Consider the following 21,188-nt stretch of genomic DNA (forward strand, 5'->3'; position numbering starts at 1 on the left):
TCATTCCACCGCCCTACCTGCCACTTCGAATCTTTTAATTCTTATTCTGATTAGGGATTGAGAGCGGGGGGCTGTGACCTTAATCGTCCGGCATGACCGATCCGACCCAGAACGCCGATCAGACACCCTTGATGATCCGGGCTCTCCGAGGAGAGACGTTGGATCGTCCGCCGGTCTGGTTCATGCGCCAGGCCGGGCGGTATCTGCCGGAGTACCGCCGGCTGAGGGCCGAGGCGCCGGACTTCATCGCCTTTTGCCTGAATCCAGAGATGGCGGCCGAGGCGACGCTTCAGCCCATGCGCCGGTTCGGCTTCGATGCGGCCATCGTCTTCGCCGACATTCTGCTGATCCCCCGCGCCCTGGGCCAGGACGTCTGGTTCGAAACGGGCGAGGGGCCCCGGCTTGGCGAAATGCCCATTCCCGGCCGAATGGCCGAGCTGGCGCCGTCGGCGGGCGAGCATTTGTCGGCTGTGGGTGAAACCCTGTCGATCGTCCGTGCGGCGCTTGAGCCCGAGCGCGCCCTGATCGGGTTCGCGGGCGCGCCCTGGACGGTGGCGACCTATATGCTGGACGGCGAGCATCGCACCATCGGCAAGGGCGAGCGCGCCCAGGCCCGCACCTACGCCTACGCCGATCCCAAGCGCGTGGACGAGACGCTGGAGGTTCTGGTCGAGGCCACGGCCCGGTATCTGAAGATGCAGGCGGACAGCGGCGCCCAGGTGCTCAAGATCTTCGAGAGCTGGGCCGAAGGGCTCCCCGATGATCTGTTCGAACGTCTGGTCCTGAAGCCCCACCAGGCGCTTGTGAAGCGCACGCGGGAGCTGGGGGTCACCGTGCCCATGATCGGCTTCCCACGCGGCTCTGCGACGCTTGCAGAGCGGTATGCCGAACAGGTCGAGGTGGACGGCGTCGCGCTCGACACCGCCTGTCCCTTGGAGATCGGCAAACGGGTGCAGCAGATCAAGCCTATCCAGGGCGCCCTAGACCCGTTGCTGCTGCGCGCGGGCGGCGAAATGCTGGACCGCCGCGTCGATCAGCTGATGGAGGCCTGGGGGCGGGGGCCTTGGATCTTCAACCTGGGCCACGGCATCCTGCCGGACGTGCCTATCGACCATGTCGAACAGGTGCTGAAGCGGATCGGCGCCCAATGAGCGCTGCGCGGCATGGGGCGGGGTTCAAGGGGCGGCGGATCGCCGTGGTCCTGTTCAATCTGGGGGGACCGGACGATCAGGCCTCGGTCAAACCCTTCCTGTTCAACCTGTTCAACGACCCCGCCATCATCGGCCTGCCTGGCCTGTTGAGAACGCCGCTGGCCCGACTGATCTCCAGCCGGCGCGAGGTCGCCGCCCAGGCCAACTATCGCCTGATGGGCGGGGGCTCGCCGCTGCTGGCCGAGACGACGGCCCAGGCCCAGGCGCTGCAGGTCGCTCTGGCCGACCGCATGGCGGGCGACGAGGTCAGGGTGTTCATCGCCATGCGCTACTGGAACCCGCTGACCGAGGAAACGGCCGCCGACGTCGCCGTGTTCGGGCCTGACGAAGTGGTGCTGCTGCCGCTCTATCCGCAGTATTCGACGACCACGACCCAGTCGTCGCTACAACTCTGGATGGCGACCTACGCCGGATCGGGGGTCAGCCGGGCGGTCTGCTGCTATCCACAGGCGGCTGGCTGGATCGCGGCCCAGGCCCAGGCCATCGTTCAGAAGCTGGACGAGGCGGGCGACGCCCCGGTGCGGGTGCTGTTTTCCGCCCACGGCATTCCCGAAAAGCTGGTCAGCGGCAAGGGCGATCCCTACCAGGAGCAGGTCGAGACGACCGTCGCCGCCGTGGTCGCGGAGATCGAGGCCCTGCGCGGCCCCATCGAGCACGCCCTCTGCTATCAGAGCCGGGTCGGACCGATGAAATGGCTGGGGCCGTCCACGCCCGAGGCGATCCAGACGGCGGCCGACGACGGGGTCGGAGTGGTCGTCACCCCCATCGCCTTCGTCTCCGAACATATTGAGACCCTGGTCGAGCTGGATATCGAATACGCCGAACTGGCCCATGCCAAAGGCGTTCAACCCTATCTGCGGGCGCCCGCCGTCGGGATCGAGCCGCTGTTCATCGACGCCCTGGCCGAGGCGACCGTGGGGGCCTTGGGCCGAACCGGCGTCGCGCCGCACGGCCAGGGGTGCAAGGCGGACTGGAAGGCCTGTCCGCATCGTAACGGGAGACACGCGGCATGAACCTGTATGATCTGGCGCGGGGCCTGCACATTCTGGCCGTGATCGCCTGGATGGCCGGATTGCTGTTCCTGCCGCGCCTCTACGCCTATGACGTCGAGCAGAACGCCAAGCCCGAACCGTTGCGCGGCGAGATGCAGGGCCTGCTTCGCCTGTGGCAGACGCGGCTTCTGCGCATCATCGTCAATCCGGCGATGATCCTGGCCTGGGCGTTCGGCCTGTGGCTGATCCACATCGACGTCGCGGCGCGGGGCGCGGCGTTCCTGGCCGAGCCGTGGATGGTGACGAAGCTGGTCGGGGTCTTCCTGCTCAGCGGTTGGCACGGGTTCCTGGCCGCGCAGCGAAAGAAGATCGCGGCCGGCACGTCGAAATATTCCGGAAAGTTCTGGCGGATGACCAATGAGGTTCCGTTCGTCCTGGCCATCATTATGGTCCTGTCGGTGACGACGGAATGGCGGTTCGGCTAGTCGGCTCCGCTTGACCTGGGTCGCCGGCTGTGGTTCGGCTGGTGGCGAACCGTTCGACCCTGGCGTCGGCGGTCCCTCTCTTCTTCGCGACGCCTGCCGGTTCGACCAGCAGGAGGCCGTCGCGCCCTCCTCCGGCCGAAAGGCCAGACAATCCTAGAGACCCGACGCCGCAGCGACCGTCTGCGAGCGCCCGCGAGCCTGCATCATGACCGACGTCCGCGACACCAATCCCGACACCCCCGAAAACGAAGGCGTCGAGGCCGAAGCCCCGATCCATCACGGGGCCCAGCATGAAGCCGGCGAGGCGGCGGGCGCCGATTCCGGCGTGGACACCACGGCCGACGAGGACGAGGACGGCGAACCCGTCGTCGCGAACGGCCGTATCACCCTGGCGGAACTGAACGAGAAGACGCCGGCCGACCTGGTCGCCTTCGCCGAACAGCTGGAGGTCGAGAACGCCTCGAACCTGCGCAAACAGGACCTGCTGTTCGCCATCCTCAAGGCCCTGGCCGACGAAGAAGTCGAGATCATCGCCGACGGCGTTCTGGAGATCCTGCCGGACGGTTTCGGCTTTCTGCGCAGCCCCGACGCCAACTATCTGCCCGGCCCGGACGACATCTATGTCTCGCCGTCGCAGATCCGCCGCTTCGGCCTGCGCTCGGGCGACACCGTCCACGGCGCCGTGCGCGGCCCGCGTGAGGGTGAGCGTTACTTCGCCCTGCTCAAGGTCGACACGATCAACCTGGAAGACCCGGAACTGGTCAAGACCAAGGTCCTGTTCGACAACCTGACGCCCCTCTATCCCGAAGAGCGGCTGCACATGGAAATCCAGGACCCGACCCTGAAGGACCGTTCGGGCCGGGTCATCGACATTGTCGCGCCTTTGGGCAAGGGCCAGCGCTGCCTGATCGTCGCCCCGCCGCGCGTGGGCAAGACAGTGATGCTGCAGAACATCGCCAAGTCGATCGAGAAGAACCATCCGGAGGTCTTCCTGATCGTCCTGCTGATCGACGAACGCCCGGAAGAAGTCACCGACATGCAGCGCACCGTGAAGGGGGAGGTGGTCGCCTCCACCTTCGATGAGCCCGCCACCCGCCACGTCGCCGTCGCAGAAATGGTGATCGAAAAGGCCAAGCGTCTGGTCGAGCACAAGAAGGATGTTGTGATCCTTCTGGACTCCATCACCCGTCTGGGCCGCGCCTACAACGCCACCGTCCCGTCGTCGGGCAAGGTGCTGACCGGCGGTGTCGACGCCAACGCCCTGCAGCGTCCCAAGCGCTTCTTCGGCGCCGCGCGGAATGTGGAACAGGGTGGTTCGCTGACCATCATCGCCACGGCCCTGATCGACACCGGCAGCCGCATGGACGAGGTGATCTTTGAAGAGTTCAAGGGCACCGGCAACTCGGAAATCGTGCTTGACCGCAAGGTCGCCGACAAGCGCATCTTCCCCGCCATCGACGTGCTGAAGTCGGGCACCCGTAAGGAAGACCTGATCACGCCCAAGGACCAGCTGGCCAAGACCTATGTCCTGCGCCGCATTCTGAATCCGATGGGGCCGCAGGACGCCATCGAGTTCCTGCTCGACAAGCTGCGTCAGTCCAAGAACAACGCCGACTTCTTCCAGTCGATGAACACCTGAGACGGCGCCCGCCATCGGGCGCACTGTTTCACGTGAAACGGAGTTAAGGCCGATGAAGATCAATGTCGAAGTCGATTGCACGCCGGCCGAGGCGCGGGCCTTTCTTGGCCTGCCCGACGTCACCCCGCTGAATGACGCCATGGTCGCCGAAATGCAGAAACGGATGCAGGACAATATCTCCGCCATGCAGCCCGAGGAGCTGATGAAGACCTGGACCAGCTTCGGCCTGCAGGCCCAGGATCACTTCCGGCGCCTGATGGAAGCGGCCGTGAAGTGACCGGCGATCGCCTCCCATAAAGCGGGGAGGACGCGACGCGCCGATGATCGCGCTCGAATGGGAGGAGACCTGATGACCGACACCATCTTCGCCCTCGCCACGCCTCCTGGTCGTGGAGCCATCGCCGTAGTTCGATTGTCGGGTCCCGGCGTCGAATCGACGTTGGCCTCACTGGGCGCGCATCGGCTCAAGCCGCGCATGGCCTCGGTCCGCAGCCTCACCCATAGAGGCGCTACCATTGACCAGGCGCTGGTGCTGCGCTTCGTGGCCCCCCATTCCTATACGGGCGAAGACGCGGCCGAGCTTCATCTTCACGGGGGACGAGCCGTGGTGGAGGCCGCCAGCCGCGCCCTGATCGCGCTGGGCGTCCGACCGGCTGAGCCCGGCGAATTCACCCGCCGCGCCTTCCAGAACGGCCTCATGGATCTGGCTCAGGCCGAGGCGGTCGCAGATCTGATCGACGCCGAGACGACTGCTCAGGCCAAACAGGCGCTGGGCCAGCTCGACGGGCGACTGAGCGAGTCCTACGCTGGTTTTCGTCGCGACCTGCTTCACGCCCTTGCGCTGGTGGAAGCCGAGATCGACTTCCCCGACGAAGAGGTTCCCGACAATCTGGCGCAGACCGCCGGCCCGGTGCTGGACCGGCTGATCGACGATCTGCGCCGGGCCATCGACACCGGCCGGAGAGGAGAGCGGGTGCGGGATGGTTATCGCATCGTCCTGATCGGGGAGACGAACGCGGGTAAGTCCTCGCTGTTCAACGCCTTGATCGCGCGAGAAGCCGCCATCGTTACGCCGATTGCAGGAACGACGCGCGATGTGCTGGACGCGGAACTGGTGATCGGCGGCTATGCCGTCACCTTGTCCGATACGGCGGGGCTGCGCGATAGCGACGATCCCGTTGAGGCCGAAGGGGTTCGTCGGGCCCGTGCGCGGGCGGATCAGGCCGACCTCCGCCTTTGGGTGCGGGCGCCGGGCGACGCGACCGGGGCTGCCGCTGACTACGCCCGTGCTGGCGATCTGATCGTTGCGACCAAGAGCGATCTATGCGGCCAGGACCTTGGCGATAGTCTGGAGGTACTGAGCATAAGCACGACAACCGGGCAGGGGCTTGCCGCATTGCATGACTGGATCGCCGCCAGGCTGTCGTTTGATCTGGCCGGTTCAGACTTCCCGGCCGTCACCCGTGAACGGCACCGCCTTCGTCTGATGGAAGCCCTCGTCGCCGTCGAGGCTGGCCGTATTGCATTAGATATCGCGCCCGAAATGGCGGGTGACGATTTGCGTCGCGCCGCGGAAGCCCTGGCGCGCGTGACCGGCGCCATCGGGGTGGAAGACATACTGGGTCAGGTCTTCTCTACCTTCTGCATCGGCAAATAGCCCTTTAGCCATACCGCTGTTTCACGTGAAACAGCTTAGACGGTGGTGCGTCTGTGGCTGGCGAAAAGCGTCCACTTGGCCTATGTGGCGCGGATGAACGATCCCATTGAAAGCGTGTGCGACGTCATCGTTATCGGTGGCGGGCACGCGGGCTGTGAAGCGGCCGCGGCCTCTGCGCGAGCGGGCGCTCGAACTCTCCTGCTGACGCAGAAGCTGGAGACGATTGGCGAGATGTCCTGCAACCCGGCCATCGGCGGCCTGGGGAAGGGCCATCTGGTGAGAGAGATCGACGCCCTGGATGGGGTAATGGGGCGTCTCGCCGATGTATCGGGGATTCAGTTTCGATTGCTGAATCGGTCTAAGGGTGCGGCCGTTCGCGGTCCGCGCAGCCAGATCGACCGTCGTCTTTACCGCGAGGCTATGCAGGCTGAGTTGGCCGCAACGCCTAATCTGACGCTGATGGCCGGAACGGCCGAACGCTTGCGTCTTGAGGGCGACCGGGTTGTTGGTGTGGTGACGGGGGCGGGCGAGACGATCCGCGCTGTCGCAGTCGTGCTGACCACGGGCACATTCCTGAATGGGGTCATCCACCGGGGGGACGAGCGTATCCCTGCCGGACGGCATGGCGAAGATCCTTCGACCGGACTGGCGGCAGACCTCCATGCCGCCGATTTGTTGATGGGTCGATTAAAGACGGGCACCCCGGCGCGGCTGGATGGTCGCACGATCGCTTGGGACCGGCTGGAAATGCAGCAGGCGGACGAGGAGCCATCCGCCTTTTCCTTCATGACCGACGCCATAACCGTGCCCCAGATCGCCTGCGGCGTGACCCACACAACCGAAGAGACACACCGCATCATCGCCGAGAACCTGGGCGAAAGCGCCGTCTATGGCGGTCGCCTGTCGGGGCGGGGGCCTCGCTACTGCCCGTCCATCGAGGACAAGGTGGTTCGGTTCGAAGACAAGACCAGTCATCAGATCTTCCTGGAGCCGGAAGGTTTGGACGATCCAACGGTCTATCCGAACGGCATCTCCACCTCCGTTTCGGAGGCTACTCAGCTCGCCTTCTTGCGGACCATTCCCGGTCTCGAGGCGGTCGAGGTGTTTCGCTACGGCTACGCCATCGAGTATGATTATGTCGACCCGCGAGAACTGACCCCGGCGTTGGAAGTAAAGAAGCGGCCGGGCCTTTATCTTGCGGGGCAGATCAACGGCACGACCGGATATGAGGAGGCGGCGGCCCAGGGCCTGATGGCTGGGCTGAACGCCGCGCGGGCTTCCGCCGGCCAACCGCCTGTAATCCTCGGGCGGGACCGGGCCTATATCGGCGTGATGATCGACGACTTGGTGACGCGCGGGGTTACAGAGCCCTATCGGATGTTCACCAGCCGCGCAGAGTATCGTCTGACCCTGCGAGCGGACAACGCCGATCAGCGGCTGACGCCATTAGGCATCGAGCTGGGTATTGTCGGAGAGGCGCGCCGCCAGCGGTTTGAAACCAAGGCGGTCGCGCTTGCGGAAGCGGGCGCTGTTTCACGTGAAACACTGTTCACGCCGAACGAGGCGGGCGGGCTGGGGATCACAGTGAATGCTGATGGCCGGCGCAGGTCAATGCGCGAACTGCTGGCCTTCCCCGGTGTGGCGTTGGACCAGTTCCTGCCGGCTGTGCCGCAGATTGCGCGATGGTCCGACGAGGTCCGCGAGCAGGTTGTGATCGACGCGGGCTACGCCAACTATCTGGACCGCCAGTCCCTCGACGCTGAAGCCTTGAGAACCGAGGAGGCGTTAGCCCTGCCGCTTGATCTGGACTATGCAGCGATCGGTGGACTGTCCAATGAGGTGCGGGAGAAACTGTTGCGGGTCCGGCCGATCACCCTGGGCCAGGCTGGCAGGATCGAGGGCATGACGCCTGGGGCCCTGACGGCCCTGCTCGCCTATGTAAAGCGCGGGCCTCGCGCGACGGTCGCCGCGTAATGCTGGAACCGGAAAAGACCGCCTTTGGGGCGCGCGCCCGAGCCACCGAAACGCAGCTTTCGGATATGGAGGCGTTTCGTATCCGGCTCGCAGACGCCAATGCCGTGATGAACCTGGTCGGGCCGGACAGCCTGCCGGACTTCTGGAACCGTCATGCCTGGGACAGCGCCCAGTTGCTGCAAGAGGCGCCTCAGGCCTTGACGTGGGCGGACCTTGGGGCCGGGGCGGGCTTCCCGGGGGTGGTGTTGGCGGTCCTGGCCAAGGGCCGCCCTGGCGCGCACGTCTGGCTGATCGATTCGTTGGGCAAGCGCTGTCGCTTCCTGCAAGAGGTGGTCGATGCGCTGGAGCTTCCCGCCACGGTCATCAACGGCAGAGCGGAGGAACAGCGGATCAGGTGCGACATCGTGACGGCTCGGGCCGTTGCGCCGATGGATCGGCTGCTAGGTTATGCACAGCCGTACTTTGAAAGAGGTGCACAAGGTCTGTTCCTGAAGGGGGAGAAGGCCGAATCCGAGTTGATCGAAGCGCGGAAATCCTGGCATTTCGATGCGGAACTGGCCCCGTCGCAGAGCGACCCGCGCGGCCGTATCGTGAAAATTCGGAGTGTTCGACGTGCCCGCAGCCGGTCGTAAGAAGCAGCCCGCACGGGTTCTCGCAGTATCCAATCAAAAGGGCGGCGTGGGCAAAACCACGACTGCAATCAATCTGGGCACCGCGTTAGCGGCGATCGGCGAGCGCGTGCTGATCGTCGACATGGACCCGCAGGGCAATGCCTCCACAGGCTTGGGTGTTCCACGTGAAACACGGCGGGTCACAATCTATGACGTGGTTGTGGACCAGCGGTCCATCGACGATGCGGCTGTGCAGACCACGGTTCCTGGGCTGTGGATCGTGCCAGCGGACGCCGATATGTCGGGTGTAGAAATCGAGCTGAGCCAGGCGGATCGTCGCTCTTACCGCCTGCGCGACGCGCTAAGGGCGCACGATGACGGCCCTACCGCGTATGACTATGTGCTGATCGACTGCCCGCCGTCTCTGAACCTGCTGACCTTGAACGCCATGGCGGCGGCTGATGCCGTTCTGGTCCCGTTGCAGTGCGAGTTCTTCGCGCTGGAGGGTTTGAGCCAGCTGATGCGGACCATCGACATGGTCAAGCACAGCCTCAATCCGTCATTGGAAATCCAGGGCCTTGTCCTGACCATGTTCGACCGCAGAAGCGCCTTGTCGGGCCAGGTGGCGAACGATGTCCGCGCCCATTTCGGCGACAAGGTCTATGAGAGCGTCATTCCGCGCAACGTTCGCGTGGCCGAGGCGCCGTCTTTCGGCAAGCCGGCTTTGATCTATGATCTGAAATGCGCCGGCAGCCAGGCCTATCTCCGCCTGGCCCGAGAGGTCGTGAAGCGCGAGCGGCAGCGGCTGAAGCTGGCCGCCTGAACTCTAGAAGAAACGGAAGCAGTATCTTGGCTGAACGACAAAGAGGTCTGGGCCGCGGCCTGTCCGCGTTGATGGGCGAGAACGCGGAGGCGCCGGTGGCCGCCGATGCCCCGACGCCCGCCGGTGTGCGGCGCGCGCCCATCGAGAGCCTGAAACCCAACCCGGACCAGCCGCGCAAGGTCTTCCGCCAGGAGGACTTGGAGGAGCTGACGGCCTCGATCCGCGACAAGGGCGTGCTTCAGCCGATCCTGGTGCGCACACAGCCGGGCGAGGCGGGCGTGTGGCAGATCATCGCCGGCGAGCGTCGCTGGCGCGCTTCACAGGCCGCGCGTCTGACCGAGGTGCCGATCGTGGTCCACGAGATGGACGACGTGGAGGTGTTCGAGGTCGCCATCGTCGAGAACGTTCAGCGCGCCGACCTTAACCCATTGGAGGAGGCCGAAGCTTACCGGGTGCTGATGGAGCGGTTCGGTCGCACCCAGGACGCGGTGGCGGGCGTGGTCGGCAAGAGCCGTAGCCATGTGGCCAATACCATGCGCCTGCTCCAGCTGCCGGAGCGGGTGTTGTTCTATGTGCGTGAGGGCAAGCTGTCGGCGGGCCATGCGCGGGCGCTGATCAACACGCCCGATCCCGGCCAACTGGCCGACATCGCCTTTGTCGATGGCCTGAGCGTGCGCGAGACCGAGGCCTTGGCAAGGCGCGCGGTCGAGGGGCCGAAAGCGCCCAAGGCGCGGTCAGGCGGCGGCAAGGCGAGCGGCGGCGGCGGATCGGCGGATGTGGTCGCCCTGCAGCAGGATCTGGCGGACGCCTTGGGGCTGAATGTCCAGCTGACCGACCGCGACGGCAGGGGCGAGCTGACCATCCGCTATGGCACGCTGGAACAGCTGGATGATCTGTGCCGGCGCCTGATGCGGGGTTGAGGCGCGGATGTGATAGGGTGGGCGGATGACCGATCAGAATATGCCCACGGCCGCCGAGAAGCTGAAACAGGCGCTCGCCGCCAAGAAATCCAAGACGAGGCATGGCTTCAACGCCCAGATCGGCGCCAAGGCCGAGGAAAAGTCCGTCGCCGCGCGCAATGTCGCTATGGCCAAGCCCGCCTTCCGTCGCGCGTCGAAGCGCGGTTAAAGCCCCAGTCGCCGAGCGCGGCTGGCGATTTCGAGCAGTAGGCGTTCGGCGATCAGCTGATCCGGCATCCCGGTCGTCTTGGTGGCGACGTCGGCGCTGTTGATGCTGTCCATCACCTCGTCCAGCGCCTCAAGACGCCAGGAGCGGGCCTGACGCAGCATTTCCGCCTCCTGTTTCCAGAAGACGCCGGCGGCCTTGGCTGCTTCCTTGGCGTTCGCGCCGTTGGCCTGCAAGATGTTGATTCGACGTAGCTTTCCTAGATGGATGGCTGCGAACCGCACGGCCATGACCGAGGATTCCCCCTCGGCGAAGGCGCGTCTCAGGCCCGACTGGGCCGGGGCGGGGCGGGCGCCGAAGGCCTGAAGGGCGGCGTCGGACAGCGAGGCGTCGGGTTCAACGCCCAGGTGCTGTTCCAAGGCGTCCATGTCCAAGGTGCGGCCCGATCCGGGTCCGATGAACAAGGCCAGACGCTCGATCTCCTGACGCATCAGGCCGCGCTCGCGGGGCAGGCGGGCGACAAACCGATCCAGGGCGTCGGAGGTCAGACCGACCTTGTCACCGGCCAGGGCCTCGCGCACCATTCGGGCCACGTCGCCGGTCTCGTCCTCGTAACAGACGATGCCGACCGCGCCGTCTTCCTTTTCCGCCGCTTTCCGCAGCGCCGATTCGCGGCCTAGCTGGTCGGCCTCGACCACCAGCATGGCGTCGGGATTGTAGCCGCCCTGGGCATGGATCTTCAGCGCGGCGGCGACCGCCTTGTCCACGCCGGGCTTCAGCGCCGACAGCCGGATGCGAACCAGCCGGCGCCCGCCCATCAGCGACATGGCCGTCAGGGCCTCTTCCAGCCGGGTCTCGTCGCTGTCGATGTCGCTGTCGGTCAGGACAGTGACATTGAAGGGGTCGTTCAGGTCGGTCGTGACCGTTCGACACAGCGTCTCCGCTCGCTCCGCGACGCCCGACCGGTCCTTGCCGTGGATGACCGCCGCGCGGATCGCCGGATCGGGCGCCTTCAGGAAGCGTTCGATCTCAGGGCGTTTGGCCAGGATCACGGGTTGGACAGGGCCTGCATGAGGTCCAGCCGGATCAGGCGAGCCAGTTCCGACGCCGCGCGCTCCTCGCCGTCCTGCTGGGCGGCGATGGCGGCATAGGGCTGGTCGGCGGCGGCGTAGGTCGTGGTGACCGTCTCCGTTCCGGTGACCGGCGCGCCGCCGGAGGCGGGCGTCAGGGTCCAGGTCGCCTTGACCGTCAGTTCGTAGCGGGTCGCGGTGTCGTCGATGCGTCGGCCCAGCGAGCGGCGGTTCTGTTCGACCTGGGTGGTCAGGCGATAAAGCGGCGTCGCCGCCCGATCCCACGCCAAGGCGTCCTCCAGCTGCTCGCGCAGCCGATAGCCCAGGCGGTCGTCCTGGGTGGTCACCACGATGCGGCGCAGCGACGACCCCACGGCCGCCTCGCCGTACAGGGGCGTGAAGCCGCAGGCCGAGAGGGTCAGCGACCCCGCGACCGAAGCCAGAACGGCTAGCCCCGCCGTGCCGCGCATCAGCCGGCCACCAGATTGACGATGCGGTCCTTGACCACCACGATCTTCTTCACGCTCAAACCCTCCAGCCGCGCCTGCACCGTCTCGTCGGCCAAGACCAGCGGCTCGACCTCGGCGGGCTCCATGCCGCGCGGCACGCGGATTTCCGCGCGACGCTTGCCGTTGATCTGGATGGGCAGGACCACCTCGTCGTCGGCCGCGAGCGCAGCGTCCCACACGGGCCACGGCGCGTCCAGAACCATCCCGTCCTCGCCCAAACGGGTCCAGCATTCCTCGGCCAGGTGTGGGGTGAAGGGCGCGATCAGACGGGCCAGCGCCGACAGAGCCTGGCGCCGAGCGTCGCCACCGGCCTGGGCGCTGTCGCGGATGGTGGCGACGAAGGCGTAGAGCTTGGCGATGGCCGAGTTGAAGCGGAAGCCCTCGACCCCTTCGGACACGGCCTTGATGGCCTTGTGCGTCTCGCGCAGCAGGTCGGCGTTGGCCTTGTCCTCGCCGGCGAAGGCGGGATCATAGGCGTCGAACAGCGACCAGGCGCGCTGGACGAAGCGGCTGGCGCCCTCCACCCCGCCGGGGGTCCATTGCACGTCGCGCTCGGGCGGGCTGTCGGACAGGACGAACAGGCGGCCGGCGTCCACGCCGTGGCTTTCCAGGATTTCGGCCGGGGCGACGACGTTCTTCTTGGACTTGGACATCTTTTCGATGTCGCCGATGACCAGGGTCTCGCCGGTCGACAGCTGGCGCGCGGCGCGCACGCCATTGTCGTTGGTCAGTTCGACGTCGGTCGGCTCGACCCAGGCGCCGTCGGGCCGGCGATAGGTCTCATGGACCACCATCCCTTGCGTGAACAGGCCGGCGAAGGGCTCCTTGACCGACAACATGCCGGCGTCCGACAGGGCGCGGGTCACGAAGCGGGCATAGAGCAGGTGCAGAACCGCGTGTTCGACCCCGCCGATATACTGATCCACCGCCAGCCAGCGGTCGGCGGCGGCCTTATCGATCGGCGCCGCGGCGGTCGGGTCGGTGAAACGGGCGAAATACCAGCTGGAATCGACGAAGGTGTCGAGCGTGTCGGTCTCGCGCGTCGCGTCCGAGCCGCATGACGGGCATTTGACGTGTTTCCACTCGGGGTGGCGATCCAGCGGATTGCCCGGCACGTCGAACGTCACGTCGTCGGGCAGTTCGACCGGCAGCTGGTCGGCCGGAACCTCCACCGGGCCGCAGGACGGGCAGTGGATGATCGGGATCGGACAACCCCAGTAGCGCTGGCGCGAGACGCCCCAGTCGCGCAGGCGATAGATGGTCTCGGCGCGGCCCTGGCCGGCAGCCTCCATCTTGGCGATGGCGGCGGCCTTGGCGGCCTCCACATCCATCCCGTCCAGGAAGCCGGAGTTGAAGATCCGGCCCGGTCCGACATAGGCCTCGGTTCCGATCTCGATGGCGTCCACATCGTCAGGCTTGACCACCGGCGTCACCGGCAGATCGTATTTGCGGGCGAAGTCCAGGTCACGCTGGTCATGGGCGGGGCAGCCGAAGATGGCGCCCGAGCCATAGGTGGACAGGACGAAGTTGGCCGACCAGACGGGCAGGGTCTTGTCCGGGGCGAACGGGTGGCGGACGCGGACGCCCAGATCGACGCCGAGCTTTTCGGCCTTTTCGATCTCGGCCTCGCTGGTCCCGGTCTGGGCGCAGGCCTTGATGAAGTCCGCCACATCCGGCCGATGCTCGGCGATGGCCTTGGTCAGCGGGTGGTCGGGCGCCAGGGCCAGGAAGCTGGCGCCGAACAGGGTGTCGGGGCGGGTGGTGTAGACCTCGATCGGATCGCGGGCGTGGTTCGGTTCACCCTCGGGCGAGGCGGGCAGGAAGTCCGGCGCCTCGGCGATGGTCCACCACAGGGTCGCGCCCCTTGACTTTCCGATCCAGTTTTCCTGCATCAACCGGACCTTCTCGGGCCAGCGGTCCAGGGTCTTCAAGCCCTCGATCAGGTCGTCGGCATAGTCGGTGATGCGCAGGAACCACTGGTTCAGCTTGCGTTTCTCGACCAAGGCGCCCGAGCGCCAGCCGCGGCCGTCGATGACCTGTTCATTGGCCAGGACGGTGTTGTCGACCGGGTCCCAGTTGACGACACCGTCCTTGCGATAGACCAGGCCGCGCCGATACAGCTCCAGGAACCAGGCCTGTTGCTTGCCATAGTATTCCGGGTCGCAGGTCGCGAACTCGCGCGACCAGTCCAGCGACAGGCCCAGCAGCTTCAGCTGCTCGCGCATGTTGGCGATATTGGAATAGGTCCAGCCCTTGGGATGGATGCCGCGCTCCATCGCCGCGTTCTCGGCCGGCATGCCGAAGGCGTCCCAGCCCATGGGGTGCAGGACATCGAAGCCCTGGGCCCGCTTGGACCGCGCCACCACGTCGCCCATCACATAGTTGCGGGCGTGGCCCATGTGGATATTCCCCGACGGATAGGGGAACATCTCCAGCACATAGTATTTCGGACGGCCGGTGTCCTTCGTGACGAAGGCGGACGCTTCGGCCCAGCGGGCCTGCTGGCGGGGTTCGGCGGTCTTGGGTTCGTAACGGGCCACGGTCGTCCTGAAAGTCGAAAAGGGCGCTGACGCCCTCCCGACTGAACTAGCCCGAAGGACGACAGCGCCCAAGAAGTAATGCGCCCCACGAACGCTCGGGCGCGGCGCGCTGAACTCGTCCGAAGGGCCGTAGCGCTAAAAAGAAACTAATGGGGACCTTCAGCCCGCATTAGACAGGTTCAGCTGGCGCGCCTTGGTCAGGATGGCGTTTTCCAGATCAGCCTCGGTCTGGGCGGCGACCGGGGCGGCGGTCCACTGGCCGTCGGCGCCCTTCACTTCCTTGGTCACCGTCACGTTCAGCGCATCGGCGCGCAGACGGGTGTCCAGGATGAAGACGGTCGCCTTGAAGCGCTCGTTCGGCGTCTGGGGGTTGATGTACCAATCGTAGTTGATAACGCCGCCCCAAGGGTCGGCGGTCAGCAGCGGCATGAAGCTGAGGGTGTCGAGCGAGGCGCGCCACAGATAGGCGTTCACCCCGATGCCCTGCTGAGCGTTCGTCTTGGGCGCGGACTTCTTGCCACCGACGAAGGGCACGCTCGAGCAGGCCGAAAGCGACGCGCCCAGGGCCACGCCAGACACCAGCACGACCGCGACGTTGCGAACCAGGGCCTTGTTGAGGCTCATCAAGAGAAGTCTCCGTAAACTCAGGGACGTGGGAGCCCTCGCTCGCACGGGCGCACGACGTGATGAAACGCCGACTGCACGGCTCTATAACACGGTGAAAAGGGGCGATGACAAGGCGAAGTCGCAGCCTACGACCTTCGGCGGCCCGCCCCTTTTGCGACAAAGCTGCGTCATTCGACCCGAACCGGCCCAAATCCCGTGACGCTTGAGCCACATAAGCCGACAACAATGATGGGGAACCTTGTTATCGAGCGGTCATTCCGTTGACCGGGTTGACGCCCGGTGTCTAATCGCCGCGTTCACGACCATATAAGGTCGGTCCGGGGATGAAACGTCGCCGTGTGGCGGGGTTCGAAGGGTTTGGTTATGCGTCTCAGTGGTTTCCTGGCTGTGATGATGGCGACGACGGCGGTTGTCGGGTCGACGTCGGCGCTCGCCCAGAGCGCGTCCGGCACGGTCTCGCTGTCGGAAGCCCAGGCCGCCCAACGCAATACGCCCGCGCCGCAGCGTCGCGGCCTTCGCCTGAACGACCGTGGCCGCTGGGGCCTGGACTTCAACCTGAACCAGCCCGTCGGCCGCGAAACCGACTGGGGCGACGTCGAGGCGGGCGCCTACTATCGTCTGAACGACCGCCTGCGCGTCGGGGCCGCCGCCGCCGTGGCCACGCCCGAGGCCGACCCGGCCCGTGCGCCCGAAACCAACAGCCGCGCCCAGCCGCGCGTGCGTCTGGAAACCATCTTCAAGTTCTGATCCGCGGCGGCGCGCCAAAGGCCGACCGGATCGCATCGACGCCCGCCAGGCCGCAGGCGCCGACGATCTGGCTGGCGTTGGTCACGTCGACGCCGCCCAGCGCATAGATCGGCAGGCCGGCCTGCGCCGCCCGCGCGCTGAAAGCCTCGGCGCCCAGGGCCGGCTTCGACGCCGACGCTCCGCCGGCCGGAAAGACGGGCGACAGGACCAAGGCGTCCAACCCTTCCGTCAGTGTGGCTCCACCATGCCAGGCGGCGGTCAGCAGCCAGTCGGGATGGGCCGCGCGCATCGCCGGCGCACGGTGCGCCGCCCGTTCGGGCAGATGCAGGCCGTCCGCCGACGCCGCCTCGGCCAAGTTGGCGTCCTGTCCGACCAGAAGCCGGACCGCGGCCCTGGTCGTCGCCTCGCGAAGTTTCAGGCCGGTCTCGAGTGCATCCGGCACCCCGAACGCGCGATAGACCACGGCCGAGCCGGCGGGCAGTCGGGCCGCCGTGTCCCACGGGCGTGGGGTGCGGTCGGGATCGGTGAAGAACAGCAGGGGGGGAAGGGCGGCGGCGCGCGGGCTGACAGCGGCGGCGGCGCGGTTTAGAGCGGTCGCGACATCCCAGAGCGTTCGCGCATCGTCGCTGTAACCGGCCGGCAGGATCATGACCCCTTCTTCCCCCGCTTCCGCCCCGCCGTCCATCGCCGAACGGGTCGCCGAGGTCCGGGCGCGGATCGAGGCCGCCTGCCGGGCAGCCGGGCGCGACCCCGCCGGCGTCGTCCTGACCGCCGTATCCAAGACGCAGACGGCCGAGGCCATCGACGCCATATTGGCGACCGGCCAGCGGGTCTTCGGCGAGAACCGCGTACAGGAGGCGCAAGGCCGCTGGACCGACCGGATCGCCGGTCCGCCGAACCTGGAGCTGCGGCTGATCGGGCCGCTGCAGACCAACAAGGCCGAGGACGCGGTCGCCCTGTTCGACGTGATCGAGACCCTGGATCGCGAGAAACTGGCTCGCGCCCTGGCCGAGGCGGCGGGCAAACGCGGCCGATCGCCGCGCGTCCTTATTCAAGTCAACACTGGCGCCGAGCCGCAGAAGGCCGGTGTTTCCCCTGAGGCAGCCGACACCCTGATCGCCTCGGCGCGGGCCGTCTATGGGCTGACCGTGGAGGGACTGATGTGCATTCCCCCGGCGGATCAGGACGCTGAGCCGCACTTCGCGATGCTGCGCGCCTTGGCTGAACGCAATGGCCTGTCGGTTCTTTCGATGGGTATGAGCGGCGACTACGAGGCCGCCATCCGCTGCGGCGCGACCCATGTGCGGGTCGGAACGGCGCTGTTCGGGGAACGAAATCGGCCCTAAAGGGGCTCTAGCCCGTAACCCGATGTGAATATTCGCACCCCCAAGCCTTGGCGCGGGGGCCAAGCCTCGCCATTGTCTGTCCCATGCCTACGCCCAAGACCATCCTGATCATCGACGACGACGACGACCTGCGCGAGGCCTTGGCCGAGCAGTTGAACCTGCACGAGGAGTTTCGCACCCAGCAGGCCGCGACCGCCACGGACGGGGTGCGGATGGGACGCGAGATTCGCGCCGACCTGATCCTGCTGGACGTCGACCTGCCCGACATGGACGGGCGCGAGGCCTGTCGCCTGTTGCGCAAGGACGGGGTCTCGACCCCGGTGATCATGTTGACGGCCCAGTCGGCGGACGCGGACGCCATCCTGGGGCTGGACGCGGGCGCCAACGACTATGTGACCAAGCCCTTCCGTTTCGCCGTGCTGCTGGCGCGCATCCGCGCCCATCTGCGCAGCCACGAACAGTCCGAGGACGCGGTCTTCACCATCGGCCCGTACGAGTTCCGGCCCGCCGCCAAGGTGCTGATGGACGCCAAGGGCAAAAAGGTGCGGTTGACCGAAAAGGAAACCAACATCCTGAAATATCTCTATCGCGCCGGCGCCAAGCCGGTGTCGCGCGAAGAGTTGCTGACCGAGGTCTGGGGTTACAACGCCGGGGTTACGACCCACACGCTGGAAACCCACATCTATCGCCTGCGCCAGAAGATCGAGCCGGAGCCGGGCCATGCCCGCCTGCTGCTGACCGACGCGGGCGGATACCGGCTGCAGCCTTAAGGTTCAGTCGCTCGCCTTCGGGCGAATGGTGAACAGCGGCAGGAAGACGTGGACCAGTGGACCGATGGTCACGGCGTAGAGCACCGTGCCCAGTCCGACCGAGCCGCCCAGCAGCCAACCGACCGCGATGACGCTCAGTTCGATGGCGGTCCTCACCCATTTCACCGGCCAGCCGGTGCGCGCCACGATGCCGGTCATCAGGCCGTCGCGCGGACCAGGGCCGAGGCCCGCGCCGATATAGGCTCCGCTCGCCACCCCATTCAGAACGATGCCGGCGATCAACAGGCCAGCGCGCAGCCACAGGTTCAGGTCGGTCGGAATCCAGTCCAGTCCGACGTTGGCGACGGTTCCGATGACCAGCACATTGGCGATTGTGCCGACGCCGGGCTTTTGACGCAGCGGGATCCACAGCAGCAGAACGGCCAAACCGATCAGATTGACCACCAGGCCGAAACTGATCCCCGCCGGCCGCGCGAACCGCTCGAACACGCCCTGGTTCAACACGTCCCAAGGGTCCAGCCCCAGGTCGGCGCGCACGATTAGGGCGATGGACAGGCCATAGAGAATGAGGCCGGAGAACAGCTGGAAAAGGCGGCGGGTCATGACGAACCCAGTGGCCCGAACTGGCTTTTGAAAAAAGGGCCAGTTGTGACATTCTGGCGTGATGTCCGCTCGCGTCATCAGTCCCGTCTCCCTGACCCGCCACCTCGGCGCATGGCGCGCGCCGGGCGGCGGCGCAGCCTATCGCCAACTGGCTGGCGCGGTTCGGCTGCTCATCCTGGATGGGCGACTGCCGCTGGCGGCGCGTCTGCCGGGCGAACGCGAGCTGGCGCGGGCGCTGAGGCTGAGCCGGACGACGGTCTCGGCCGCCTATGGTCGATTGAGGGATGACGGCCTTCTGACAGGCGGCCAAGGTGAGGCGGCGCGCACCAGCCTGCCCAGCGGAGCGAGGCCGGGCCGTGCGCCGATCGAGGAGAGAGACGCCGGGACGGGCTTGATCGACCTGACCTCGGCGGTTCTGCCGGCCGACCCGAATGTTCATGCCGCCTATGTGCGGGCGCTGGAGCGATTGCCGGCGAACCTGCCCGGTCACGGCTACGAGACCACGGGGTTGGAGGTCTTGCGCGAGGCGGTGGCGGCTGGCTATCGGCGGCGCGGCCTTGCGACCTCGCCGGGCCAGATCCTGATCACTCATGGCGCCCACAATGGCCTGGTGCATATGCTGCGGCTGACGACGAGGCCCGGCGCGTCGGTGGTGTTCGATCATCCCACATATCCGCAGGCCATCGACGCCATACTGGCGGCCGGGGCCCGCCCCGTTCCGGTGGCGTTGCCGGACGGGGAGGGGGAGGCGGGCTGGGATGTCGAGGGCCTGGTCGAGGCCTGTCGCGGCAGCCATGCGGCGATGGCCTATCTGGTGCTGGACCACAATAATCCGACCGGGCGGATGATGCGGGCGGCGGATCGTGCCCGTCTGCTGGCGGGACTGAGGGGGACGGAGACCCTTCTGGTGCTGGACGAAACCCTTGTCGAGCTGACGCTGAGCGGCCCGCCCGCGCTCACCGCCTCGGCCGTCGACGCGCCCCGGGTGGTGCGGCTGGGCTCCCTGTCCAAGAGCGTGTGGGGCGGGCTGCGGATCGGTTGGATCCGGGCTGATCGCGCCGTGATCCAGCGGCTCGCCCAAAGCCGCGCCAGCTTCGACCTGGGGGCGCCGATCCTGGAACAACTGGCGGCGGTGGAGCTGCTGAACGACGCTGGCGCGGCCCTGGCCGTGCGCCGGCCGATGTTGCGCGCGAGACGGGATCACCTGCGGGCGCGGCTGGCGGAACATTTGCCGGACTGGGTCTGTCCGACACCTGCCGGGGGATTGTCCTTCTGGGCGCGTTTGCCTTCCCCAATCAGCACCGCCGTGACGATCCAGGCCGAGGCGGAGGGTCTGCGTCTCGCCGCCGGCCCGCGCTTTGGCGTCGACGGGGCTTTCGAACGCCGCCTGCGCCTGCCCTACACCTTGCCCGAGGTCGCGCTGGACGAGGCGGTAGCCCGCCTGGCGCGGGCGGCGAGGGCGGTGGACACGCGCGGCGGCTCCGCAAGGCGGACCAGGCCAGTCGCCGTGTTTTGACGATCAGAGGTCCAGATCGACGGTTACGGGGGCGTGGTCGCTGGGGCGTTCCCATTCGCGCACGTCGTCGTGGATGCGGGCTGTGTCTCTGACCACCGCAGACGTCAGGCCGGGCGAGGTCCAGATGTGGTCCAGGCGCAGGCCCCGATTGGACTTGCGGAAGTCGGCGGCGCGATAGCTCCACCAACTGGCCAGCTTCTGGGGCTCGGGGAAGCGGTCGCGCAGCACGTCCGCGAAACCACCCGTGGCCTGAAGCCGGTTCAGCGTCTCGACTTCGATCGGGGTGTGGCTGACGATCTTGGACATATAGCGGTGGTTCCACACGTCGCCTTCACCGGGCGCGATGTTGAAATCGCCGGCCATGACCAGCGGCCGCGCCTTGTCCTGACGCGCCACGATCTCGGTCAGCTGTTCGTAGAAGTCCATCTTGTGATCGAACTTGGGGTTCAGCGCCCGGTCGGGAACGTCGCCACCCGCCGGGATGTAGAAGTTCTGCACGTCGATCCCGGCGACGCGGGCCGAAACGCAGCGCGCGTGGCCCAGCTTGCAGACCTGGAAGGTGTCGCTGTCCTCAAGCGGCAGGCGGCTGGCGATGGCCACGCCGTGCCAGCCCTTCTGACCTGCTACGCGCAGATACGGCAGGCCCATCTCCTCGAAGGCGGCGCGGGGAAACTGGTCCGTCGTGCATTTGATCTCCTGCAGCATCAGGACGTCGGGCGCACGTTCGGCGACGAACCGGGCGACCTGGTCGATGCGCAGGCGGACGGAGTTGATATTCCAAGTGGCGAGGCGAAGGGTCATGCCTTCGTCTAGCAGGCGCGGAGCGTAAAAAAAGCCCGGCCACGACGGGCCGGGCTATGGGAGGTTCGTCTCTCTCGCCGCCGGGGAGGGGGATATCTTCCGTGGCGGTAGAACGGCCGCCGCCGTTCCTGTGCCGAAAGTG

Annotated in this window: 22 protein-coding genes; 15 read left to right on the top strand and 7 right to left on the bottom strand. The window is 66.7% G+C overall.

Annotation, left to right across the window (positions count from 1 at the left end; all coding sequences use genetic code 11):
- Positions 1-92 precede the first annotated feature (92 nt).
- From hemE to KZX42_RS15270, 11 genes are all read left to right on the top strand, one after another.
- A complete protein-coding gene (hemE, locus tag KZX42_RS15220) occupies positions 93-1,151 on the top strand; it encodes a uroporphyrinogen decarboxylase (protein ID WP_248120687.1) in 1,059 nt (352 codons plus the stop codon).
- Positions 1,148-2,224, top strand: coding sequence for a ferrochelatase (gene hemH / locus KZX42_RS15225; protein WP_248120689.1), 1,077 nt, complete (start codon positions 1,148-1,150; stop codon positions 2,222-2,224). Before hemE ends, hemH begins: the two co-directional genes overlap by 4 nt.
- On the top strand, positions 2,221-2,688 hold the full coding sequence (locus KZX42_RS15230) for a CopD family protein (RefSeq protein ID WP_248120691.1): 468 nt from the start codon (positions 2,221-2,223) through the stop codon (positions 2,686-2,688). Before hemH ends, KZX42_RS15230 begins: the two co-directional genes overlap by 4 nt.
- A 205-nt stretch (positions 2,689-2,893) precedes the next feature.
- Positions 2,894-4,327 (top strand): transcription termination factor Rho, encoded by a 1,434-nt coding sequence (rho, locus tag KZX42_RS15235; protein ID WP_248120693.1) that lies wholly within the window; start codon positions 2,894-2,896, stop codon positions 4,325-4,327.
- 52 nt (positions 4,328-4,379) lie between these two features.
- Positions 4,380-4,604 (top strand): DUF6489 family protein, encoded by a 225-nt coding sequence (locus KZX42_RS15240; RefSeq protein WP_248120694.1) that lies wholly within the window; start codon positions 4,380-4,382, stop codon positions 4,602-4,604.
- Positions 4,605-4,676: 72 nt separating this feature from the next.
- Positions 4,677-5,984 (top strand): tRNA uridine-5-carboxymethylaminomethyl(34) synthesis GTPase MnmE, encoded by a 1,308-nt coding sequence (gene mnmE, locus KZX42_RS15245; protein ID WP_248120696.1) that lies wholly within the window; start codon positions 4,677-4,679, stop codon positions 5,982-5,984.
- A gap of 93 nt (positions 5,985-6,077) precedes the next feature.
- Positions 6,078-7,958 (top strand): tRNA uridine-5-carboxymethylaminomethyl(34) synthesis enzyme MnmG, encoded by a 1,881-nt coding sequence (gene mnmG, locus KZX42_RS15250; protein WP_248120771.1) that lies wholly within the window; start codon positions 6,078-6,080, stop codon positions 7,956-7,958.
- On the top strand, positions 7,958-8,590 hold the full coding sequence (gene rsmG, locus KZX42_RS15255; RefSeq protein WP_248120698.1) for a 16S rRNA (guanine(527)-N(7))-methyltransferase RsmG: 633 nt from the start codon (positions 7,958-7,960) through the stop codon (positions 8,588-8,590). The genes mnmG and rsmG overlap by 1 nt, the downstream gene beginning before the upstream one ends.
- Positions 8,571-9,392, top strand: a complete 822-nt coding sequence (locus KZX42_RS15260) for a ParA family protein (RefSeq protein WP_248120773.1) — start codon at positions 8,571-8,573, stop codon at positions 9,390-9,392. The genes rsmG and KZX42_RS15260 overlap by 20 nt, the downstream gene beginning before the upstream one ends.
- 26 nt (positions 9,393-9,418) lie before the next feature.
- Positions 9,419-10,312: a ParB/RepB/Spo0J family partition protein gene (locus KZX42_RS15265; protein WP_248120700.1), complete on the top strand. Its 894-nt coding sequence runs from the start codon at positions 9,419-9,421 to the stop codon at positions 10,310-10,312.
- 25 nt (positions 10,313-10,337) lie between these two features.
- The gene (locus KZX42_RS15270; RefSeq protein WP_248120702.1) at positions 10,338-10,520 is read left to right on the top strand and encodes a hypothetical protein; all 183 of its coding nucleotides are present in this window, start codon (positions 10,338-10,340) and stop codon (positions 10,518-10,520) included.
- On the opposite strand, the gene holA is transcribed toward KZX42_RS15270, so the two are convergent.
- From holA to KZX42_RS15290, 4 genes are all read right to left on the bottom strand, one after another.
- Positions 10,517-11,569 carry a DNA polymerase III subunit delta gene (gene holA, locus KZX42_RS15275; RefSeq protein WP_248120704.1) on the bottom strand — a complete coding sequence of 351 codons (1,053 nt, stop codon included), beginning with the start codon at positions 11,567-11,569 and terminating at the stop codon, positions 10,517-10,519. The genes KZX42_RS15270 and holA overlap by 4 nt on opposite strands.
- The gene (gene lptE, locus KZX42_RS15280) at positions 11,566-12,057 is read right to left on the bottom strand and encodes an LPS assembly lipoprotein LptE (RefSeq protein WP_248120706.1); all 492 of its coding nucleotides are present in this window, start codon (positions 12,055-12,057) and stop codon (positions 11,566-11,568) included. Before lptE ends, holA begins: the two co-directional genes overlap by 4 nt.
- Positions 12,057-14,636: a leucine--tRNA ligase gene (gene leuS, locus KZX42_RS15285; protein WP_248120708.1), complete on the bottom strand. Its 2,580-nt coding sequence runs from the start codon at positions 14,634-14,636 to the stop codon at positions 12,057-12,059. The genes lptE and leuS overlap by 1 nt, the downstream gene beginning before the upstream one ends.
- 159 nt (positions 14,637-14,795) lie before the next feature.
- Complete coding sequence (locus tag KZX42_RS15290; protein WP_248120710.1) at positions 14,796-15,260, bottom strand: DUF3576 domain-containing protein; 465 nt, start codon at positions 15,258-15,260, stop codon at positions 14,796-14,798.
- Between the two features lie 366 nt (positions 15,261-15,626).
- Between KZX42_RS15290 and KZX42_RS15295 the strand changes: the two genes are divergently transcribed.
- A complete protein-coding gene (locus tag KZX42_RS15295) occupies positions 15,627-16,010 on the top strand; it encodes an NtrZ family periplasmic regulatory protein (RefSeq protein ID WP_248120712.1) in 384 nt (127 codons plus the stop codon).
- Here the strand turns inward: KZX42_RS15295 and KZX42_RS15300 are convergent.
- Entirely contained in the window at positions 16,000-16,659 is a 660-nt protein-coding gene (locus tag KZX42_RS15300) for a thiamine phosphate synthase (RefSeq protein WP_248120714.1), read from the bottom strand. The genes KZX42_RS15295 and KZX42_RS15300 overlap by 11 nt on opposite strands.
- On the opposite strand from KZX42_RS15300, the gene KZX42_RS15305 reads away from it, so the two are divergent.
- Together KZX42_RS15305 and KZX42_RS15310 are read left to right on the top strand one after the other, a co-directional pair.
- Positions 16,658-17,356, top strand: a complete 699-nt coding sequence (locus tag KZX42_RS15305) for a YggS family pyridoxal phosphate-dependent enzyme (protein WP_248120716.1) — start codon at positions 16,658-16,660, stop codon at positions 17,354-17,356. The genes KZX42_RS15300 and KZX42_RS15305 overlap by 2 nt on opposite strands.
- A gap of 83 nt (positions 17,357-17,439) precedes the next feature.
- Positions 17,440-18,126 (top strand): response regulator transcription factor, encoded by a 687-nt coding sequence (locus tag KZX42_RS15310; RefSeq protein ID WP_055755062.1) that lies wholly within the window; start codon positions 17,440-17,442, stop codon positions 18,124-18,126.
- Positions 18,127-18,129: 3 nt separating this feature from the next.
- Here the strand turns inward: KZX42_RS15310 and KZX42_RS15315 are convergent, their stop codons facing one another.
- Positions 18,130-18,729, bottom strand: a complete 600-nt coding sequence (locus KZX42_RS15315) for a hypothetical protein (protein ID WP_248120718.1) — start codon at positions 18,727-18,729, stop codon at positions 18,130-18,132.
- A 61-nt stretch (positions 18,730-18,790) separates the two neighbouring features.
- On the opposite strand from KZX42_RS15315, the gene KZX42_RS15320 reads away from it, so the two are divergent.
- Positions 18,791-20,245, top strand: coding sequence for a PLP-dependent aminotransferase family protein (locus KZX42_RS15320; RefSeq protein ID WP_248120720.1), 1,455 nt, complete (start codon positions 18,791-18,793; stop codon positions 20,243-20,245).
- Between the two features lie 3 nt (positions 20,246-20,248).
- On the opposite strand, the gene xth is transcribed toward KZX42_RS15320, so the two are convergent.
- Positions 20,249-21,046: an exodeoxyribonuclease III gene (gene xth, locus KZX42_RS15325; RefSeq protein WP_248120721.1), complete on the bottom strand. Its 798-nt coding sequence runs from the start codon at positions 21,044-21,046 to the stop codon at positions 20,249-20,251.
- Positions 21,047-21,188: the final 142 nt, after the last annotated feature.

The organism is Brevundimonas sp. EYE_349, assembly GCF_023147505.1.
Classification (GTDB): Bacteria; Pseudomonadota; Alphaproteobacteria; order Caulobacterales; family Caulobacteraceae; genus Brevundimonas.

Bases quoted from the DNA above. Each gene is read 5' to 3' on its own strand.
- KZX42_RS15320 (WP_248120720.1), top strand. From the start codon at position 18,791: ATGTCCGCTCGCGTCATCAGTCCCGTCTCCCTGACCCGCCACCTCGGC.
- KZX42_RS15270 (WP_248120702.1), top strand. From the start codon at position 10,338: ATGACCGATCAGAATATGCCCACGGCCGCCGAGAAGCTGAAACAGGCG.
- rho (WP_248120693.1), top strand. From the start codon at position 2,894: ATGACCGACGTCCGCGACACCAATCCCGACACCCCCGAAAACGAAGGC.
- KZX42_RS15240 (WP_248120694.1), top strand. From the start codon at position 4,380: ATGAAGATCAATGTCGAAGTCGATTGCACGCCGGCCGAGGCGCGGGCC.
- lptE (WP_248120706.1), bottom strand. From the start codon at position 12,057: ATGCGCGGCACGGCGGGGCTAGCCGTTCTGGCTTCGGTCGCGGGGTCG.
- mnmG (WP_248120771.1), top strand. From the start codon at position 6,078: ATGAACGATCCCATTGAAAGCGTGTGCGACGTCATCGTTATCGGTGGC.
- KZX42_RS15305 (WP_248120716.1), top strand. From the start codon at position 16,658: ATGACCCCTTCTTCCCCCGCTTCCGCCCCGCCGTCCATCGCCGAACGG.
- KZX42_RS15310 (WP_055755062.1), top strand. From the start codon at position 17,440: ATGCCTACGCCCAAGACCATCCTGATCATCGACGACGACGACGACCTG.
- mnmE (WP_248120696.1), top strand. From the start codon at position 4,677: ATGACCGACACCATCTTCGCCCTCGCCACGCCTCCTGGTCGTGGAGCC.
- KZX42_RS15290 (WP_248120710.1), bottom strand. From the start codon at position 15,260: ATGAGCCTCAACAAGGCCCTGGTTCGCAACGTCGCGGTCGTGCTGGTG.
- xth (WP_248120721.1), bottom strand. From the start codon at position 21,046: ATGACCCTTCGCCTCGCCACTTGGAATATCAACTCCGTCCGCCTGCGC.
- KZX42_RS15230 (WP_248120691.1), top strand. From the start codon at position 2,221: ATGAACCTGTATGATCTGGCGCGGGGCCTGCACATTCTGGCCGTGATC.
- KZX42_RS15300 (WP_248120714.1), bottom strand. From the start codon at position 16,659: ATGATCCTGCCGGCCGGTTACAGCGACGATGCGCGAACGCTCTGGGAT.
- hemH (WP_248120689.1), top strand. From the start codon at position 1,148: ATGAGCGCTGCGCGGCATGGGGCGGGGTTCAAGGGGCGGCGGATCGCC.
- KZX42_RS15315 (WP_248120718.1), bottom strand. From the start codon at position 18,729: ATGACCCGCCGCCTTTTCCAGCTGTTCTCCGGCCTCATTCTCTATGGC.
- rsmG (WP_248120698.1), top strand. From the start codon at position 7,958: ATGCTGGAACCGGAAAAGACCGCCTTTGGGGCGCGCGCCCGAGCCACC.
- hemE (WP_248120687.1), top strand. From the start codon at position 93: ATGACCGATCCGACCCAGAACGCCGATCAGACACCCTTGATGATCCGG.
- KZX42_RS15295 (WP_248120712.1), top strand. From the start codon at position 15,627: ATGCGTCTCAGTGGTTTCCTGGCTGTGATGATGGCGACGACGGCGGTT.